Below are 16,028 nucleotides of genomic sequence, written 5' to 3' on the forward strand. Positions count from 1 at the left end.
GAGGGCACCTCCGAACCGGTCCTACAGCGCGTACACCTGACCGGTCTGCGCGCCTTCGACCGACCGGACGTAGGCTTGGGCCGCCTTCGCCACGTCGACGGCCTCCATGCCGGTGAACAGGTCGCCGTACGCCTCCAGGCTCTCGGTGAACACGGTCGGGCTGACGGCGTTGACGCGCTGCGGGGCGATCTCGACCGCCGCGGCCCGCACGAACGCCTCCACCGCGCCGTTGGCCAGCGACGCGGCGGTGCCGGTCACCACCGGTTCACGCGTCAGCACACCCGTGATCAGGGTGAACGAGCCCCGTTCGGCGATCCGGCCGACGCCCTGCCGGACGAGTTCGACCTGGCTCGCGACCTTGCCCCGGAACGCGTCCAGGTAGTCCTGCGCGGTCATCTCGGTGATCTTCTTCCAGGGCACGCCGCCCGCCGCGCACGCCACCGCGTCGACCCGGCCGACCCGCTCGTACAGCTCGGTGGTCTGCGCCGGGTCGGTGAAGTCCAGGCGCAGGTCGCCGCCGGACCTCCCGACCGTGACGACGTCGTGGCCTCGGGCGGTGAGGGCGGTGTGGACGGCGGTGCCGAGGGTGCCACCGGCACCGATCAGAACAATCTTCATGGCGATCACGCTAGAGCCGATCCGCACCACTCGCGAAATGCCGATTGCGCAGCACTTATGCTCCGCGGTTATGAACGTGGAGTTGCGGCACCTGCGGGCGTTCGCGGCGATCGGCGACGAGGGCACGATCACCGGCGCGGCCACCGCGCTGCGCATCAGCCAGCCCGCGCTCTCCCGGACCCTGGACCAGTTGGAGCGCAGGCTGGGCGCCCGGTTGGTCGAGCGCACGACCCGCAGCCTGGCGCTGACCGAGGCGGGCACCCGCCTGCTCGCCCGCGCCCACCGCATCCTGACCCAGGTGGACGACGCGTTGGCCGAGGTCACGGCCGGTCCGCGGGAGCTGCGGGTCGGGTTCGCGTGGGCCGCGCTCGGCCGGCACACGGTGCCGTTGCTGCGCGGCTGGCGCGATGCCCGGCCGGACACCGAGGCGCGGATGTTCCGCCTGGACGACCCGGAAACCGCGCTGCGGCACGGCGAGATCGACGTGGCGTTCGTGCGCTCGCCGCACACGCCCGACCGCGACCTCGCCTCGGTGGACCTCTACCGCGAACCGCGGGTGGCGGCCGTGCCCGAAGATCACCCGTTCGCGTCGGCTCCGGGTGTCCGGTTGGTCGAGCTCGCCGACCGCCCGGTCGTGTTCTGCGCCGCCGCGTGCAGCTCCAGCGCCGCGCTGTGGCCCGTCGGGCAGCGGCCCGCGACCATCGACGTGGCCAACACCGACGAGTGGCTGACCGCCATCGCCACCGGTGACGCGGTGGGCGTGACCGCGTCGGCGACCGCGCACAGCCACCCGCACCCCGCCGTCCGCTACGTGCCGATCACCGACGGCGGGTCCGTGGCGGTGCGGATCGTCTGGCCGCGCGCCGCCACGCACCCGGCCACGGAGGCGTTCCGCGAGCACGCCCGCGCCCTGCTCCGGGACGTGCCACCGGGCTGAGCGCGCTGACGCGGCCGGTGACGTACACGCATGACGTCGTCCGACGCTCGCCGCGCCTCCCACCGCGTTCCTACTGTTCGGTCCGGGCACCGCGATGAAGTCCGAGCGCCGCGGTGCCCGCCCAGGAACTCCCGGAACGACGAAGGAAAGCCATGTCTGAAGTGACTTACACCGCGGTCGCCACGTCCACCGCGGAGGGGCGCAACGGGGGCCGTGCGGTCTCCGACGACGGTGCGCTCGACGTCGCCCTCGCCGTGCCGAAGGAGCTCGGCGGCGCGGGCGGCGCCACGAACCCCGAGCAGCTGTTCGCCGCGGGGTGGGCGTCCTGCTTCGTCGGCGCGGTGCGCCGGGTGGCGGCCGAGAAGAAGGTCCGGCCGACGGACCTCGCCGTGGTCGCGGAGATCACCCTGCACCACGACGCCGTCGCGAGCGACTTCAAGCTCAGCGCGGTGCTGCACCTCGAAGCGTCCGGTGTGGACCAGGCGACGGCCGACGAGCTGGTCCGCGGCGCGCACCAGCTGTGCCCGTACTCGAAGGCCACCCGCGGGAACATCGAGGTCACGCTCGACGCCACCGTCGGCTGACCGCGGTGGACGCACGCGCCCGACTCCCCCCGGGCGCGTGCGTCGCGGTTCAGAGGTGATCCGCGTCCACGACGGCTCGCGCGAACGGCACCGGCGCCTCCTGCGGGACGTTGTGCCCGATGCCCTCGAAGACCCGGTGGTCGTACCGGCCGGTGAACTTGTCCCGGTAGGACGACCCGTCCGCGGCCGCGCCGTCGAAGTCGCTACCGATCGTGATGGCGGGAACGGTGGCGTCGTCGAAGTCCCAGCGCGGCGACGCCTCGCGCCAGATCAACTTGTTGAACCCGTGGCGGTCGCGGCGGTAGCCGAGCACGCCGCGCTCGGTGGCGAAGTAGTACTGGTACCACCAACCCCGCTCGGCGGCGGGCGGCAACGGCTCCAGGTTCCGCTTCAGGTTCGTCACGAGGTACCCGCTCACGGAGACGATCGCCTTGCAGCGCCGCGGCCAGAGCGCGGCGACGACACCGACGGTCCGCGCGCCCCAGTCGAACCCGCCGAGCACCGCCTGGTCGATCCGCAGCGCGTCCATGAACGCGATGACGTCGAGCGCGACCGCCGACTGCTGGCCGTTGCGCACCGCGTCCGGTGACAGGAAGGTGGTCCCGCCGTAGCCCCGGAGGAACGGCACCAGCACGCGGTACCCCTCGGCGGCCAGCAGCGGTGCGACGTCGACGTAGCTGTGCGCGTCGTACGGCCAGCCGTGCAGCAGCACGACGGCCTGGCCCGTGCGGGGGCCGAACTCGGCGTACGCGATGTCGAGCACACCGGCCCGGACGTGCTTGATCCGGCCGAGCGAGGTGTTCCCGGTCGCGGTGGCGGTCGTCGCCGTCACGGCGGGCAGCGACGTGGCGACCGCGCTCACCGCGACGGCCCGGGTGAACGATCTCCTGCTGATCATTTCCAGCTCCCTGTGCGAAACCCGTGGACGGTGGCGACGCTAGGGACGCCGCCGGTGCCGCCGCGACCGTCGGGTGACGTCCCCGGTGTACGTCACGGGAGCGCTCGGAGGGCTTCCGCCAGGTCGGCGCGGGAGGTGACGCCCAGCTTCGGGAAGATCCGGTGCAGGTGGGTGCCGACGGTCCGGTGCGACAGGAACAGCCGTTGCCCGATCTCCCGGTTGGTCAGCCCCTCGGCGGCCAGGCGTGCGATGCCCAGCTCGTGCGGCGTGAGCCTCTCCCGCGCGTCCGGGTCCCGGTTCGGGCTCGACTCCCCCGCGCCGCGCAGCTCACGCCGGGCGCGCTCGCCCCACGCGGTCATGCCGAGCGCGTCGAACGCGTCCCGGGCGGTGCGCAGGTGCGCCCGGGACTCGACCACCCGCCGTTGCCGGCGCAGCCACTCGCCGAACGCCAGGTGCACGCGGCCCCGTTCGGCGGGCCAGCCGGTCAGGTCGGCCCGCAGCGCGGCCGTGAACAGCGGTTCGGCCTCGTCGTTCGACGCCAGGACGGCTCGCGCGTAGCGCAGCCCGATGCGCAGCGCCGGGGACGGCGTCGCCGACCGCTCCAGGTCGTGCACGACGTCCCGCGCGGCGTCGGCCCGACCGGCGCGCACGGCGGCCTCGGTCAGCTCCGGCAGGCAGTAGGCGCGCAGGGCCAGGTGGTGGGCCGGGTCCGCGGGGTCGTGCACCCGGATCAGGTCGGTGAACGCGTCCTCGAAGCGGCCCTCGCCCAACGCCGAGATGCCGGTGGCGAGCCGTGCGGTCGCCAGGACCGGGCGGGCACCGGCGGCGAGCCCGATGCGTTCCGCCTCGCCCGCCAGCGCGGCGGCCCGCCCGTGGTCACCGCGCAGCGCCGCGATCTCCGCCTGGACGGCCACGGCCAGCCCGGCCATGAACGGCTGCCGGGTCTCCTGCGCCAGGCCCACCGCCGCGGTGAGGTCGCCGAGCCGGGCCCGGCACCACGCCTGCACCGCCAACGCCCGGGTCAGCAGGCCGAGCAGACCCCGGGCGCGCAACCCGGGCACGGCCGCCGACGAGAAGCGCGCCGCCAGGTCGAACGCGCCGATCTGCACCGACGCACTGCCCAGGTAACGGTCGACCTCCGGGTCCACGCCGGTGTCCTTGACCAGGTCGCGCAGGGCGGCCAGCACGGCCTCACCGCGTTCGAGCGGCGCGACGTACGCGGTGATCGCGACCGCGGCGGGCCCGCGGGGCAGCCGGTCGGCCAGGTCCAGCAGTTGTCGGCGCGCGTCCGGACCGGGTTCGACCCAGAAGCACCGCATCGCCGCACCCCACAGGATGCGGGACGCGGCGTCGACCTCGCCCGTGTCCGCGATGGACGCGGCCAGCGCGCCGAGTTCGGCCACGCGGGAGACGTCTTCTCGCACGCCGTCCTCGAAGCCGCTGAGCAGCCAAGCGGCGGTGGCCCTCCGGTGCGGCGCGAGGTCCAGCGCCTCCGCCTCGCGCACCAGCCGTTCCGCGGTGTCCCGCCGACCGGCTTCGACCGCCGACTCGGCGGCCCGCAACAGCCGCGCCGCCCGCCGGTCCGAGGACCCGCTCACCCTGGCCGCCTGCTCCAACGCGGCGATCGCGGCCGTCGCACCACCCCGTCGACGGGCCCGCTCGGCGGTCCGCTCCAACTCGATCGCCACGTCTTCGTCGGTCCCCGCGGTCGCGGCGGCCCGGTGCCACGCCCGCCGGTCCTCCTGCGCGCCAACGGTCTCCGCCAACGCCCAGTGCACCCGCCGCCGCTCCCCACCCCCGGCCCCGGCGGAAATCGCCGACCGGACCAGCGGGTGCCGGAACACCACCGCCGCACCGATCACCTCGACCAACCCCGCCTCGACCGCGGGCGCGAGGACATCCGACCCGATCACACCTGACCCCGGCTCGGGCCCGGCAGGCGGAGCAGCCCCGGTCCCGGCGGCTAACAGGCCCGTGGCCGTCAGCGTCTCGGCGACCAGACCGCTGTCGTTCAGCGCCGCCACCAGCAGGGCCGCCCGAGTCCGCGCAGGCAGAGCCGCGACCCGTGCGGTGAACGCGCGTTCCAGCCGGTCGGTCAGCGGCACGTCCGCGCCGTCCCCTTGCGCCGCCGCGGGCAGTTCCGCCAGCGCCAGCGGGTTCCCGGCCGCCTGGGCCAGCACGCGTTCCCGGGCCGCACGAGCGAGACCGGGCGCGGTCGAGGCCAGGAACTCGGCGGCGGCGTCGTCGGACAGCCGCTGGACCGGCAGCGGTGTCAGGCCGGCGTCCTCCAGTGGCGAGCGCTCGCCGTCCCGGACCGCCGCCACCAGCACGACCGGTTCCGACTCGATCCGGCGGGCCACGAAGGCGAGCACGTCGAGGGTCGCGCGGTCGAGCCAGTGCGCGTCCTCGGCCACGACCAGCAGCGGCTTGGTCGTGGCCTCGTCGGCCAGCAGGGTCAACGCGGCCAGACCGACGAGGTAGACGCTCGGCGCGACGCCGTCGGCCAGTCCGAGGGCGGTGCGCAACGCGTCCCGCTGAGGAGCGGGCAGCCCGTCCACCCCGGCCCGGACCGGGTACAGCAGCTGGTGCAACCCCGCGTACGGGAAGTGCCGCTCGGCCTCGGTGCCGGTCGTCTCCAGCACCCGCAGCCCCGCGATGGACGCCGCGGCGACGGCCGACGCCACGAGCGCCGACTTGCCGATGCCCGGTTCACCGCGCAGGAGGACGCCGCGGTGCCCGCACGGCCCGTCCACGAGTTCCGCCAGGACCTTCAGCTCGGCTTCCCGCCCGAGCAGCGCCGTCACCGGGCACCCAGCCGCGCCGGCCGCAGCGGTCGGTTGCCGCGTTGCCGCGCGCGGTGTGCCAGCGCCTTCATCTTGTTGCCGCACGTCGCCATCGCGCACCACTCCCGGCGGAACCCGCGGGACGAGTCGACGTAGACCTGCGTGCACTCCGGCCGGCCGCACTCCTTGAGCAGGTCCGCCGCCGGGCCGCCCAGGACCCCCACCGCGTGCCGCGCCACGGACGACAACGCCTGCTCCGCCGTCCCCGCCGTCGTCACCCGCCCGCCGGGACCCAACCGGGGCACCACCGGCGGCCGGGCTGCCACCCGGTTGAGCAGGTCGACCGAAGCCGGGTCGCCGGGCTCACCGACGATCCGGCGCCGCACGAGGTCGTAGATCGCCTCGCGGAGGGCCACCGCCGCGGCCAGGTCACCCGGCCCGCTGCCGGGGGCGGAGTCGACCACCCCGGCCTGGACGAACCACGCGTCGAGCGCACCGGGCGTGCCCAGCGCCTCCCGCGGCTCGGCGTTGCGCCGGGCGCGGAGGGTACCCACGAAATCCAGCGCGAGGTCCCCGCAGGGGAAGGCGTGCTCCACGTAACCAGTCTGACAGGTGATGAATAGCCGCACAATGCATAACCGGTTTGACAGGTTGCGAACAGCTGTGACAGGGTGGCCCGGCCGTCACTCGGACGGGCCCGGTCTCGGGCCCGACGACTCCCTCACCACGCACTACGACCCCGCTCGGGGTCGTGCACACCCATGAGGAAGTCGATGAGGCTCTGGACGAAATTGCTCTGGCCGCGATAACGCCGGTGGCGCTCGTGGCGCCGGCCTCGGCCGAACCCGCGCACCAGGTCGGCGAGACCACCTGCGCCCCGGTCACCGTCCCCGCTCCGGCGGGCGCGCGGATCGAGTCGGTGCGGGCGGAGCACCGGACCGGCGGGACCATCACGTTCCCGCCCACCCCGTTCTCGCAGCCCGCGCCCATCACCGACGTGCCGCCGTACTGCGAGGTCACCGTCACGCTCACCCACGACGGCAACGACCACGTCGCGGTGGCGGTGGCGCTGCCGGGCACCGGGTGGACCGGCCGGCTGCAAGCCGTGGGCGGCAGCGCCTACACCGCCGGTGACTTCGGCGCGCCGCTGGTGCAGGCCGTCAAGGACGGCTACGTCGGCGTGACCACGGACGCCGGCGTGCCGCTGACGTTCCTGGACACCGGCTGGGCCCTGACCGCCGACGGCCGGATCGACCGGACCCCGGTCACGAACTTCGCCACCCGCTCGGTGCACGAGTCGGCGGTGGTCGGCAAGGACGTGGTCCGGGCGTTCTACGGCCGCCCGGTGACGCGCTCGTACTGGAACGGCTGCTCGACCGGCGGTCGCCAGGGCTACGCCGAGGCGCAGGACCACCCGCGCGACTTCGACGGCATCCTCGCCGACGCGCCTGCAATCGACTGGGCGCGGTTCGCGGTCGCCACCCTGTGGCCGCAGACCGTGATGCACAACGACCGCCACTTCCCCACCGACTGCGTCCTCGGCGCGTTCCGGCAGGCGGCTGTCGAGGTCTGCGACGCGCGGGACGGCGTCACCGACGGCGTGGTCGACCGGCCGGACGAGTGCGACTACGACCCGAGCGCGCTGGTCGGCGCCACCGTGCTCTGCGAGGGCCGGCAGGTCACCGTGACGGCGCAGGACGCGGACGTGGCGCGCAAGATCTGGGCCGGCCCGACCGACGCGGGCGGCGCGCGCCTGTGGCCGGGCCTGCCGAAGGGCGCGGACTTCACCGGCCTCGCCGCCACCCGGGTCGACGAGCACGGCGTGCCGTTCGCGCCCGGCTTCCCGGTGGCCACGGCGTGGGTGCGGACCTTCCTGGCCAAGCAGCCCGCGTTCGACACCTCCACGATCACCTACGAGCGGTTCACCGAGCTGTTCCAGCAGTCGGTGCGCGAGTACGACCGGGTCATCGGCACCTCGGACGCCGACCTCGGCGGGTTCCGGCGGGCGGGCGGCAAGCTCGTCACCGTCGTCGGGACGGCCGACCAGCTGATCCCGCCCGGCGGCACCCTCGCCTACCGCGACCGGGTGGACCGCCTGCTCGGCTGCCCCGACCGGGTGAACGACTTCTACCGCCTGTTCCTCGCACCCGGCGCGGCGCACTGCGGTGGCGGTGCGGGACCGTCCCCGACGAACCCGCTCGGCGCGCTGGTGGACTGGGTCGAGCACGGCAAGGCCCCGGCGACCCTGCCGGCGGTGACGGCCGACGGCCGCACGCGCGACCTCTGCGCGTACCCGCGGGTTTCGCGGTACCGGGGGTACGGCGATCCCGCGGTGGCGTCCAGCTACCGCTGCGCCCGCGACTGACTCCACCACCACCGCCCGCGTCGAGATCCGGCGCGGGCGGTGGTTCCGGGATTCCGACGACGAATTCCTTGGCGCGCAGGAGCATTCGACCACCGGAACGGGCGCGGGGCCGTTTATTCGATCGCCGTCACCCGGTCCGGTGCGGCACCATCGGCGACGCCAAGGTGCCCCCGGAAGGAGTCGGATGGCTGCGCCAAGGTCCGAAAAACCCGTCAACAACCGCAAAAAGGCGGTGTTGCTCGTCCTGCGCCTCTACGGCCGGGAGTTGAGGCGGCACCGCTTCCTCGGCGTGGGCGCGCTCGTGCTGCCCGCGCTCGGCAACACCTGCCTGCTCTACCTGGCCCCGCTGGCGATCGGCGCGCTCGCGGGCCGCCTCGCCGAGGACGGTGCCGCCGACTTCGCCACCGTGCTGCCCTACCTGCTCGCGTTCGCCGGGTTGGCGCTGTTCGCCGAACTGCTGTGGCGCATCGGGGTCCACTGCCTCAACCGCACCGACGGGCGCGGCATCGAGCACCTGTCCGTCTTCGGCGTGGACGCCCTGCTCGGCAAGGACGCCGCGTTCTTCCACGACAACTTCGCCGGCTCGCTCACCAAGCGGGTGCTCAGCTTCGCCGGGCGCTTCGAGGAGTTCGTGGACACGGTGGCGTTCCGGATCGTCGCCAACCTGATACCGCTCGGCTTCGCGTGCGTCGTGCTGTGGACCTACCACCCGCTGCTCGTCGTGGTGCTGCTCGGCCTGATCGCCGTCACGGGTTTCGTGGTCGCGCCGCTCATCCGCCGGCGCCAGCGCCTGGTCGACGAGCGGGAGGCCGCCTACGCCCGGGTGTCCGGCCACGTCGCCGACACGTTGGCGAACATGGAGACCGTGAGGGCGTTCGCCGCCGAGGACCGCGAGAGCGCCGAGCACCGCACCCGCACCGCGGAGACCAGGGTGCTGGCGCTGCGGTCGTGGGACTACGGCAACCTGCGCATCGACACGGTGGTCGCACCGCTGTCGGTGCTGACCAACGTGCTCGGCCTCGCGGTCGCGGTCGGGGTCAGCGGCGGGCTCGGCGTGGAAGCGATCGTGGTGACGTTCGCCTACTTCAACAACGCCACCCGGATCATGTTCGAGTTCAACCAGATCTACCGGCGGTTCGAGAGCGCGCTCACCGAGGCCGCGCAGTTCACCGAACTGCTGCTGGAAGAGCCGACCGTGCTCGACCCGGAGGAGCCGGAGCCGCTGCGCGTCAAGGACTCCGGTGTCCGGTTCGCCGGCGTGGTCTTCGCGCACGCGGGCGGCGAGCCGCTGTTCACCGGGCTGGACCTGGACATCCCGGCGGGCACGCGGGTCGGGTTGGTCGGCCGCTCCGGTGGCGGCAAGACCACCCTCACCCGGTTGCTGCTGCGGCTGGTGGACGTGAACGAGGGCCGCATCCTCATCGGCGGCCAGGACATCGCCCGGATGCGCCAGGCCGACCTGCGCAGCCTGATCGCCTACGTGCCGCAGGACCCGGCCATGTTCCACCGGACGTTGCGGGAGAACATCGCCTTCGCCCGGCCGGGCGCGTCCGACGCGGACATCCTGCGCGCCGCCCGTGCGGCGCACGTGACGGAGTTCGCCGAAGGGCTGCCCGACGGGTTCGACACGATGGTCGGCGAACGCGGCATCAAGCTGTCCGGCGGGCAGCGGCAACGGGTCGCGCTGGCCCGGGCGATCCTGCGCGACGCGCCGGTGCTGCTGCTGGACGAGGCGACCAGCGCGCTGGACTCGGAGAGCGAGGTGCTGGTCCAGGAGGCGCTGTGGCAGCTCATGGAGGGCCGCACCGCGCTCGTCGTGGCCCACCGCCTGAGCACCGTCGTGCGCATGGACCAGCTGATCGTCCTCGACCGCGGCCGGGTCGTCGAACAGGGCACGCACGCCGAGCTGCTCGACGTGGACGGCGCATACGCCAAGCTGTGGCGCCACCAGTCGGGCGGCTTCCTGGACGAGGCGGCGGTGGACGACGTGGCCGCCGGCCACCCGACCCCGGTGGGCGCGAAACCGCTCCGCGCCTGATGGCGCACCGACCGGGTCCGCCGCGGACTCCCGTGCCGCAGTGAGCCGTGCTGCCCGTTTCCCACCGCCCGGGAAACGGGCAGCACCTGGTCGCGGCCCGACGAGCCGGCCAGTGTCGACGCCATGACCTGCGTCTTCTGCCTCATCGTCGCCGGTGACGCGCCGGCCGACGTGCGTCGGTCCTGGCCTGACGCGGTGGCGATCCGGCCGGACACCGGCGGCGTCCACCCCGGCCACCTGCTGGTCCTGCCACGCGTGCACGTCCCCGACGTCGGCGCCGACCTCGTGGTCACGGCCGCGGTGATGGCCCGCGCGGCCGAGTTGGCGGCCGACCTCCCCGACGCGAACGTGATCACCTCGAAGGGCGTGCACGCCACCCAGAGCGTCCGGCACCTGCACGTGCACGTGGTCCCGCGCGCGGAGGGCGACGGGCTGCCGCTGCCGCTGCCGTGGACACCGCGGCACGACCGCCGCTAGCGGGTGGCCTGGAACTCCTCGAACAGCTCGGGGATGTAGGCGAACAGCAGGTCGACCGTGCTGAACGCGCCGTTGACCGGGTCCAGTTGCGCGTAGGCGTAGGCCATCTCCGAGCCCTTGCGGGACGGGGTGGACTCGCGAACGTCGGTCAGCCAGTCCACGAACGGCACGCGGCGCAGGATCAGCACGGGGTTGAGCAGCGCGCCGTAGACCAGGAGCAGGTCCAGCACGACCGGGCGGTTGCGCAGGGACCAGCGGTAGAACTCGGAGAACAGGAAGAACCGGCGCTCCACGTCCGTCGGGCGCAACCCGTGCAGCTGCTCGGCCATCGCGACGCCGTGCTCGGTCGAGGCTTGCTCGGCTTCGCTCCACGCCCGGTCGTGCTCGTTGCGGACGGTCAGCTCACCCCGGTGCAGCCGGGTCAGGTAGGCGGCCCACCGCGCCGAGCCCGGGTTGCCGAACCCGTCCGCCGACCGGCCCAGCGCCAGCGCGACGCCGCGTTCGGCCCCCTCCAGGATCGCCGCGTCGACGTGCGAGATCCACGTGCCCGGCGCACCGAGCCCGTGGTCGTGGAAGAACGCGAGGACACCCTCGATGTTGCGCCACCGGTCCACCGCCCCCAGCCCGGCGGCGGGACCGCTCTGCACCAGGCGCAGGAACTCCAGCCGCTGCGCCACCGTCATCCGGTCGATCTCGGCGGCCGTGCAGTCCAACGACGCCGCGCACTCCCCCGGCGACCGGACCACCGCCATCGCCGGGACGGGCGCCACCAACCCGGCCACCAGTGCCAGCACCACAACCCACGCGGATCGCATCACACCGGGCAACTTAACCCGTCCGCGCAGCCCCGGTCCCGGAAAACCACCCGTTCAGGTCCGTGACGCTTCGGGGGCTCGGCGTGTGGGAACCGGTCGCCCCGGCCGACGCGAGCACCAGCACGGCACCGCCGCCGATCGTGGCTCTCGCGTCCCGGTCCGCCGCCGGGGTTGGCGATCTCACTGTTTCGCCCCGCGGGGCACGCACACGAGCCAGGCGTCCGCACGCCCCGAACCGGCGGCTCGAACGCGCATTCGTGTCGTCACCCGTCAGAGGGCGGAGTGGGGCAGGATCATCACCATGGTGAGCGCTGCCGGCGATGGCGTCCCCGAACCGGCCGCGGACCGGAAGCGGGACGCGGTGGTGGCCTGCGCCGTGTACGTGGACGGCGTGCGGCTGCCCGGCGACTGGTCCCCCGCCGCCGCCGTCGCCGAGGTCCGCATCCGGGGCGCGGGGTTCGTGTGGGTGGGCCTGTTCGAGCCCGACGAGGACCGCATCCGCGACGTGGCCGACGCGTTCGGGCTGCACGAGCTGGCCGTCGAGGACGCGGTGCACGCCCACCAGCGCCCCAAGCTCGACCGCTACGACGGCAACCTGTTCATGGTGCTCAAGACCCTGCGGTTCATCGAGCACGAGTCGCCGACCACGGCGCACGAGATCGTCGAGTCCGGCGAGATCATGGTGTTCCTCGGCCGGGACTACGTCGTCACGGTCCGCCACGGGCACCACTCGGAGCTGGGCGACGTGCGCCGCCAGTTGGAGGCCGAGCCGCAGCTGTTGGCCGCCGGGCCCGCGATGGTGCTGCACGAGATCGCCGACCGGGTGGTGGACGGCTACGGCGAGGTGATCGAGGCTTTCCAGGGGGACATCGACCTGGTCGAGACCGCGGTGTTCGCGCCGCGCAGCGAGCTGAGCGTCGAGCAGATGTACCTGGTGAAGCGGGAGATCATGGAGCTGCGGCGGGCCGTGATGCCGCTCGCGGGGCCGCTGCGCAAGCTCAGCGACGGCTCTTGCGGCCCGTTGGTGCCCGAGGAGGTGCGGTCCTACTTCCGCAACGTCGACGACCACCTCACCGCCGCCGCCGAGCGGGTCGCCGCGTTCGACGAGGTGCTGACGACCCTGGTGGACGCGACCCTGGCCAAGGTGTCGTTGCAGCAGAACAACGACATGCGCAAGATGTCGGCGTGGGTGGCGATCATCGCCGTGCCGACCATGGTGGCGGGCACCTACGGCATGAACTTCGACCACATGCCCGAGCTGCGCTGGAAGTACGGCTACCCGCTGGTGGTGTCGATGACCTTGGCGGTCTGCGTGGGCCTGTACCGGCTGTTCAAGCGCAACCGGTGGCTGTGACGGACGCGGGCGTTCCCGGGCACGGCAGTATGGACGGCATGATGCGGCAGTTCCCCGCGAAGGACCGCCCCGGCCGGGACGCCTGGCTCGGGCCGATCTCGCTGTGCCTCGCCCTGCTCAGCTGGCCGATCCCGGCAGGCGGCCCGGTGCTGGCGCTGGGCGCGGTGGCCTGCGGCGTGCGCTCGATGACCACCAAGACCGAGTACCGCCTGGACTGGACGGCGGTCGCGGGCACCTGCGTCGCCGTCCTGCAACTCCTGCTGTCGCTCATGCTGTTCGCCATGGCCGCCGGAGGCCACTAGGTCGACGCTGCTCGTCGGCCCGGCCGGACCGCCACCCCCGAACGGGAACCCGTCACCGTCGGCTGAACGACGAGGAGGCCCGGCGACTGGCGCCGGGCCTCCCGTGCGGTCACGGCATCAGCCGACGCGACACGTCAGGCTGGGCCAGTTCCAGTTGCCCCCGTGCTGGATGGTGAAGCCGAACACGTTGCCGTTGCCGTTGGGGCGGGCGGTCATCACGTTGCCCGAGCTGTCCCAGGTGGCGCTGGTGTTCCAGGTGGCGATGATCCTCTGCGGCGAGCTCACCGTGACCGTCACCACCCAGTTGTCGGTCCCCGTGACGGTCACCTGGCCGTTGAAGCGGTCACTCCACTTCGTGCCCTCCGAGTACGTCGCGGTGCAACCGTCGCCGGGCGGGTTGGTGGTCGTCGTGGTGGTGCTGGTCGGCGTGGTCGTGGTGGTGGAAGTCGGCACGACACCGCCGTTGAGGGCGTTCAGGGTCGACGTGTAGGCGGCCTTCTTGTTGCCCGAACCGTCGAACAGCAGCGGGGTGCCCGACGCGCGCCACGAGTCGGTGTCACGGATGCCCCACACGGTGATGCCGGTGCAGCGGGCAACGGCGAGGCACGCCTTCACGACCCGCTCGTAACTCGACGCTTGGGCCGAACCGGAACCCTCGATGTCCAGCTCCGTGATCTGCACGTCCACGCCCAGGGCCGCGAAGCTCGACAGCGTGGTCTGATAGTTGGACGGCACCGGGCTCTGGCTGTTGAAGTGCGACTGGAGGCCGACGCAGTCGATCGGCACACCGCGCTGCTTGAAGTCCTGCACCATCCGGTAGACGGCCTGGGTCTTCGCGTGGGTCCAGTCGTCGGTGTTGTAGTCGTTGTAGCAGAGCTTGGCGTTGGGGTCGGCGGCCCGTGCGGCGCGGAACGCCGCCTCGATCCAGTCGTTGCCCGTCCGCTGGAGGTTCGAGTCACGACGCGCACCCGAACTGCCGTCCTGGAACGCCTCGTTCACCACGTCCCACGCGTAGATCTTGCCCCGATAGTGCGTGGCCACCTGCGTGACGTGGTTCAGCATCGCCGACCGCAACGCCGAACCGGACATGTTCTGCATCCAGCCCGGCTGCTGCGAGTGCCACGCCAGGGTGTGGCCGCGCACCCGCTTGCCCTGGCCGGTCGCCTGGCTGACGATCCGGTCGCCGTTGGCGTAGCTGAACTGGTTCTGCTGCGGCTCGGTCGCGTCGATCTTCATCTCGTTCTCGGCCGTGACCATGTCGAACTCGCGGTTCAGGATTCCGACGTAGGTCGAATCGCCCAGCTTGTTCGCCGCGACCGCGGTGCCGAAGTACCGACCGGTCCGGTTCGCCGCGGTGGCCAGGGTGGTGCCGGGGCCCGGCTGCTGCGACGTGGTGGTCGTGGTCGTCGTGCTGGTGGTGGTCGTCGTGGTCGTGTCACCGGTGGTGGTGGTGGTGGGGCTGTCTGTCAGTGTGGGTGTGGTCCAGTCGCGCCATTGGGTGAGGTTGCCGGTGGCTTTGGTGTGCATGGTGATGGTGCCGGTGTGGTTGCCGGTTTTGGTGAGGTATTTCTGCACGGTTTGGGTGATGTGGGTGCGCCATTCGGTTCGGTTGGCGCAGTGGTTGCCGTCGGTGACGTTGGAGTGGTAGGTGATGTTCGCGCCCGCGCCCAGCGCCTTGTACACCTCGGCGCCGCCCAGTGCCGCCACGCTCGCGGAGCGGGGGCCGAGGTTGGCGATGTGGGGGTTGTCCATGATGAACAGGCCGCGTGGGGCGACCATGGCGACCAGGGAGTGGGTGTCGATCGGGGTGGCGTTGGGGTTGGCGGTGTAAGGGCTGAAGGGGTCGCCGAACCAGGGCTGTTCGCCGTAGGCGCTGGCCAGGGTCTGGCCGCCTTCGGCGTTGACGCCGCGGTAGATCGGCACGCCGGCGGTGCCGGACTCGATCGGCATGGTCAGGGCGACGCGCTGGTCGAACACGCCGGCGGCGAACGCGCCCTTGCCGAACCGGGAGCAGCCGGTCACGCCGATGTCGGCACGCAGGACATTGCCGCCGGAGGCTTCGATCACGTCGATGATCCGTGACACGCCCCACGCCCACGCCATCAGCAGCCCGGTCGGGCTGGTGTTGCCGTACAGGGTGTAGAACGCGCCCTGCTTGTTGGTGCGCGGCGTGCCCTCACGCCCCACCGAGTACGGGTCGAAGCTGATGATCGCCGCGCCCGCGGCGCGGATGGTGGCCGTGTCACCGCCGAACCCGCCGTAGACGATCACCGCCGGGAACGGGCCCGAACCCGACGGCAGCTGCACGCTCGCCGAGAAACTCGCGCTACGGCCGTTGTGCGACACGTTCACCGTGACGCTACCGGCCGTCACCGTGCCCGTCACCGACGCCGGTTTCGCCGGCTTGTCGCCGAACACGTGCCGCTCCGCCAACTCGCGGATCTCCGCCCGACGACAACGCCACTCCGACCGCGACCCGACCCGCTGACCGTTGAGCTTCGTGAACGGGTCCGGCAGACGCGAGTTCGACGGGAACGACCCGGGGAGACTCACCGGGCAATCCGCCCCGTCGTCCTCCACACCCGCCAACGCCACCACACCACCCGCCGCGGGTGTGCTGGATCGCGCCACCGCGGTCAACGTCCCGGCCAGCGCCAACGCCGCGACCGCCAACACGAGCACCGCCGAACGGACTTTCAAGCGGCCTGAACTGATGATCACCAGGGCTCTCCTTTGAGACAGGGTGGTGGAGACGGCAACACCGATCGACAGCCGAAACGATGACCTAAAGTTTCGATCTGCTCCACGAAACATGTCAATGCTCCGGATGCACCTCGGCAACCCGCGAGTCTCAGTT

13 protein-coding genes are annotated in these 16,028 nt (G+C 72.6%); 7 read left to right on the forward strand and 6 right to left on the reverse strand.

The genetic code is table 11. The features are described from left to right. Positions 1-21 precede the first annotated feature (21 nt). Entirely contained in the window at positions 22-618 is a 597-nt protein-coding gene (locus tag ACIQMJ_RS22380) for a short chain dehydrogenase (protein WP_499762931.1), read from the reverse strand. A gap of 70 nt (positions 619-688) precedes the next feature. On the opposite strand from ACIQMJ_RS22380, the gene ACIQMJ_RS22385 reads away from it, so the two are divergent. Both ACIQMJ_RS22385 and ACIQMJ_RS22390 read left to right on the forward strand, forming a co-directional pair. Continuing rightward, entirely contained in the window at positions 689-1,555 is an 867-nt protein-coding gene (locus tag ACIQMJ_RS22385; RefSeq protein ID WP_499762932.1) for a LysR family transcriptional regulator, read from the forward strand. 152 nt (positions 1,556-1,707) lie between these two features. Beyond that, a complete protein-coding gene (locus ACIQMJ_RS22390) occupies positions 1,708-2,139 on the forward strand; it encodes an organic hydroperoxide resistance protein (protein ID WP_499762933.1) in 432 nt (143 codons plus the stop codon). A 49-nt stretch (positions 2,140-2,188) separates the two neighbouring features. Here the strand turns inward: ACIQMJ_RS22390 and ACIQMJ_RS22395 are convergent, their stop codons facing one another. From ACIQMJ_RS22395 to ACIQMJ_RS22405, 3 genes are all read right to left on the reverse strand, one after another. After that, positions 2,189-3,037, reverse strand: a complete 849-nt coding sequence (locus ACIQMJ_RS22395) for an alpha/beta fold hydrolase (protein ID WP_499762934.1) — start codon at positions 3,035-3,037, stop codon at positions 2,189-2,191. A gap of 92 nt (positions 3,038-3,129) precedes the next feature. Further along, entirely contained in the window at positions 3,130-5,841 is a 2,712-nt protein-coding gene (locus ACIQMJ_RS22400; protein WP_499762935.1) for an AAA family ATPase, read from the reverse strand. Continuing rightward, positions 5,838-6,449 carry a CGNR zinc finger domain-containing protein gene (locus tag ACIQMJ_RS22405; RefSeq protein ID WP_499762936.1) on the reverse strand — a complete coding sequence of 204 codons (612 nt, stop codon included), beginning with the start codon at positions 6,447-6,449 and terminating at the stop codon, positions 5,838-5,840. Before ACIQMJ_RS22405 ends, ACIQMJ_RS22400 begins: the two co-directional genes overlap by 4 nt. 185 nt (positions 6,450-6,634) lie before the next feature. Here ACIQMJ_RS22405 and ACIQMJ_RS22410 point away from each other — a divergent pair, with 185 nt between their 5' ends. The 3 genes from ACIQMJ_RS22410 to ACIQMJ_RS22420 all read left to right on the forward strand — a co-directional run bounded on the left by ACIQMJ_RS22410 (position 6,635) and on the right by ACIQMJ_RS22420 (position 10,700). Beyond that, the gene (locus tag ACIQMJ_RS22410) at positions 6,635-8,185 is read left to right on the forward strand and encodes a tannase/feruloyl esterase family alpha/beta hydrolase (RefSeq protein WP_499762937.1); all 1,551 of its coding nucleotides are present in this window, start codon (positions 6,635-6,637) and stop codon (positions 8,183-8,185) included. 232 nt (positions 8,186-8,417) lie between these two features. After that, the gene (locus ACIQMJ_RS22415) at positions 8,418-10,223 is read left to right on the forward strand and encodes an ABC transporter ATP-binding protein (protein WP_499763075.1); all 1,806 of its coding nucleotides are present in this window, start codon (positions 8,418-8,420) and stop codon (positions 10,221-10,223) included. A gap of 123 nt (positions 10,224-10,346) precedes the next feature. Continuing rightward, a complete protein-coding gene (locus ACIQMJ_RS22420; protein WP_499762938.1) occupies positions 10,347-10,700 on the forward strand; it encodes an HIT family protein in 354 nt (117 codons plus the stop codon). On the opposite strand, the gene ACIQMJ_RS22425 is transcribed toward ACIQMJ_RS22420, so the two are convergent. Further along, positions 10,697-11,515: a hypothetical protein gene (locus tag ACIQMJ_RS22425; protein WP_499763076.1), complete on the reverse strand. Its 819-nt coding sequence runs from the start codon at positions 11,513-11,515 to the stop codon at positions 10,697-10,699. The two genes, ACIQMJ_RS22420 and ACIQMJ_RS22425, sit on opposite strands and share 4 nt — an antisense overlap. A gap of 301 nt (positions 11,516-11,816) precedes the next feature. Between ACIQMJ_RS22425 and ACIQMJ_RS22430 the strand changes: the two genes are divergently transcribed. Together ACIQMJ_RS22430 and ACIQMJ_RS22435 are read left to right on the forward strand one after the other, a co-directional pair. Next, positions 11,817-12,869, forward strand: a complete 1,053-nt coding sequence (locus ACIQMJ_RS22430) for a magnesium and cobalt transport protein CorA (protein ID WP_499762939.1) — start codon at positions 11,817-11,819, stop codon at positions 12,867-12,869. Then, positions 12,860-13,171, forward strand: a complete 312-nt coding sequence (locus ACIQMJ_RS22435) for a hypothetical protein (protein WP_499762940.1) — start codon at positions 12,860-12,862, stop codon at positions 13,169-13,171. The genes ACIQMJ_RS22430 and ACIQMJ_RS22435 overlap by 10 nt, the downstream gene beginning before the upstream one ends. Before the next feature lie 117 nt (positions 13,172-13,288). Here the strand turns inward: ACIQMJ_RS22435 and ACIQMJ_RS22440 are convergent, their stop codons facing one another. Further along, a complete protein-coding gene (locus ACIQMJ_RS22440; RefSeq protein WP_499762941.1) occupies positions 13,289-15,892 on the reverse strand; it encodes an endo-1,4-beta-xylanase in 2,604 nt (867 codons plus the stop codon). Positions 15,893-16,028: the final 136 nt, after the last annotated feature.

The organism is Actinosynnema sp. NPDC091369 (assembly GCF_044757065.1).
Taxonomy (GTDB): Bacteria; Actinomycetota; Actinomycetes; order Mycobacteriales; family Pseudonocardiaceae; genus Actinosynnema.